This is a genomic window from Helicobacter pylori, assembly GCF_011140715.1.
Classification (GTDB): domain Bacteria; phylum Campylobacterota; class Campylobacteria; order Campylobacterales; family Helicobacteraceae; genus Helicobacter; species Helicobacter pylori_DA.
The window spans coordinates 1-2,851 of sequence record NZ_SFZZ01000040.1; the positions used below are offsets into that span (position 1 = coordinate 1).

Annotated in this window: 2 protein-coding genes and 1 pseudogene; all 3 read right to left on the bottom strand. The window is 37.5% G+C overall.

Going from position 1 to position 2,851, the window contains the following annotated elements:
• The coding region (locus EWZ81_RS04000; protein WP_165549097.1) for a hypothetical protein at window positions 1–280 on the bottom strand (280 nt) is incomplete at its 3' end.
• Window positions 281–421: 141 nt separating this feature from the next.
• Window positions 422–2,212: a DUF262 domain-containing protein gene (locus EWZ81_RS04005; RefSeq protein ID WP_165549098.1), complete on the bottom strand. Its 1,791-nt coding sequence runs from the start codon at window positions 2,210–2,212 to the stop codon at window positions 422–424.
• Window positions 2,212–2,704, bottom strand: a pseudogene (locus EWZ81_RS04010) (hypothetical protein). Before EWZ81_RS04010 ends, EWZ81_RS04005 begins: the two are co-directional and overlap by 1 nt.
• Window positions 2,705–2,851: the final 147 nt, after the last annotated feature.

Here is a 2,851-nt window from a genome sequence, read left to right on the forward strand (position 1 = left end):
CCTTAACACTCGGTCCGCTAGTTACAATTTTAAGACCTTTTAACAAATCCTCTCCGCTTTTTTCAGCGTGAAGTCTCATATGCTCGGTCAATGGAACTTTATTGAACCATTTTAAGAACTTGTCGCTATTGAAAATATAAGTGGCTTCGTTGCCTTTTTCGCTCCTTAAGGTTACACGATTAAACCCAATACTAATGACTTTAGCCTCCACCACTTTGTTGTTGATTGTGGCTTTGACCAACGCGCCTACTTTTAACTGATTTTCGTTTTGAAAACCCATTTTTTGCTCCTTGCAATTTTAAATTTTAAAAATCCGCTATAATCATCCGCTCAATGCTCTTTATCTTTCCAGCATGGCGTTATTCCTCCTTGTTGTGGTTTGAAGCGCTAAAAACAAACCCTTTATTTTTGAGCGATCGCATCATTTAATGTCCTTTAAAGAAGCGTTTTTAAAAGCTTTAATGGCGCTTTCACCCACTAACTCAGCGATACGATAATGCGTGATTAAAAAGTCTAATAATTTTTCGCTCCTTTCTTTGATTTGCTCGACCCCAAAAGAAGCGTTTTTGGCCACTTCTTTTTCACTATAAGAGCCTTTAAGGTATGCCTTTCTTTTTTCATCAAAAGGCTTGTTGCTTAAAGAGCTGTTAGCGTTTTTAGGGATTAAGAGCAAGTTCCCTAGAGCATGCACGATGTTAGGGTTTTTAGCCCAATTTTTTTCTTTAGCGCTATAGCCTTGATCGGGATTTTGGGGCAAGATATGCTCAATGCTTTCTATACTGCCATCAAATTTCAGAGTCGTTTCAGGGTTATGGTGCAACTCGTATTCATACAGCAAGTAATTCAGCGCCTTGACCCCATACCATTTTTTTTCAGCATTCTTTTTAGAATGGATATACTCTTCAAGCAATTCCAAACCGCTATACTCTCCCTTGAAAAAATTCTCTTCTAGCGTTGGAAGATTTTCAATGGTTATTTTATCTTCCCAAAATCTATACGCTTGAATCGCTTTGAAGGCTAATTCAATCCATTCATTTTTAGCCGTGTTCTTGTCAGCAACCCCATAGATTAAAAACCCGAAACGCTCTAAATATTCTAATAGGTCTTCCAACTCTTTGGTCGTGTAATGCCGTTCACTGCCACTTCTTACAGCAAGCTGTATGGTTAAAAGAGAGAGCAATAGGGGCAGAAAAGCGTTATTGCTCAAAGCGTTTAGGCGCCGCATCTTGTCTAACAAGCCACGCATTTTAGGCGTGATTTCAATCCTAAGCTCTTCATCATCAAGCGTGTGCAAGAAATACCAAACCTTAGAAGAATAAGAAAGATGCAATAACAAATCATTTATTTTTTCATATTCGTCATATAGGTCGTCGTATTTTTTATGGGCGTCAAATGCTGTATCCAATAATCTCTCTTTAAAATCCCTTTTCTCGCCATAATAATACTCCACAAAATGTTTTAAAAAATCCTCTAAACGATCGTCTTCAAAGAATCTCAAATCGTGATAAATCCTGGTGTAGGTGTCATTGATTTCTTGTTGAAGATTTTCTAAATATTCTTCATCGCAAATCTTGTGCGCCACAAAATGCAAGCGGTTTTTTAGCAATTCCAGAGTGGATAGATCCTTACCACGATTGTTAATCGTTTCAAAAGAGCTGAAGGGATCGATCCGGTTATCGTTCAATTCCACCACGCTAAAAAGCATCTTCTTGGTGAGGGCGTCAAGTAGCTTGTTAAGCGTTGTGTTAGGGAGATTGCGGATCTCTTTTTGAAAAAATTCGTAAGCCTCAATAAGATTTTTAGCGTAAAAAGAAGTTTTGAACGCTTCCAAATCCTTTTCTTCTTTAATGATCGCCCTAAAAGCTTCACTCAAACCATAATACTTATAGGATAAAATGGGTTCAAGGTTGATTAAAGAATACTTTGGGTCTTTGTTTTGGGTGGTTTTTGCTAAAAGGCCCAGTAAGATCAGGCTTGTAGCCAATCGTTGCTGGCCGTCTATGATTTCAAAAGCGCTACTTTCAAGCTCATTTTCAGTCTCTCTTAAGGTTAAGCTGTGCATGTAGTGGAATTTATCTCCCAGTTTGGACACATGCTCTAAATCGTTCCAAAAATCCTTTAATTGTTCTTTCTGCCATGCATACCCCCTTTGATAGCTGGGGATTTCAAACACGCCTTTTTCAATCACTCCGTCTAAATCCAACAATTCCATTAAAATCCTTTCTTAAGTTTATGGGTAAAAATCCATAACCCTTCATTTTTTTCGCTCAATTAATTTCATTGAGTTGAAAAGTCGTGTGGAATTTGTAAAACAATATGCATTTTTATTGACTAATTCTTCGTATTCCTGGCTCCCTTTTTGAGCGCAAACGCCATAAATCCCTAACGATCCCCCATCATCAACTTCAAAGCGATCGATTTTTAGAGCAAAAACACTGCGTTGGATTTTAACCCCTTCAATCTCTGATTTCTCATACACAATAGCAACAGCATAATCTGCTTTACGCACCTTTTGAAAATCCTCTTCTTGAGCCACTTTATCCCTTCTTGGGCGAAAAAAAGTCAAAGTGCATTCCTCACAAGCTTGTTTGAAAGGCTTGCCTTCTAAATCCGTATTTCTTGGATCGTTGTAATAATCACTTTTGAATAAGCACAACAACAAATTGTATTTTTCATGCGCTTTCAAATCTTCTAACTGAGCCATCATCTCTCCTTTGAATTTAACTCTGTAAGCTCCACTGATTGAAAAATGGGGCTTATTGAATCAAATTTTTTAAAAATATGGTGCGGGTTAATGAAAAGAGGAAGAATAAAAAATAGGGGATTTTTAAGCGGGTTTTTGCAAAAGTTA

Bases quoted from the DNA above. Each gene is read 5' to 3' on its own strand.
- EWZ81_RS04005 (WP_165549098.1), bottom strand. From the start codon at position 2,212: ATGGAATTGTTGGATTTAGACGGAGTGATTGAAAAAGGCGTGTTTGAA.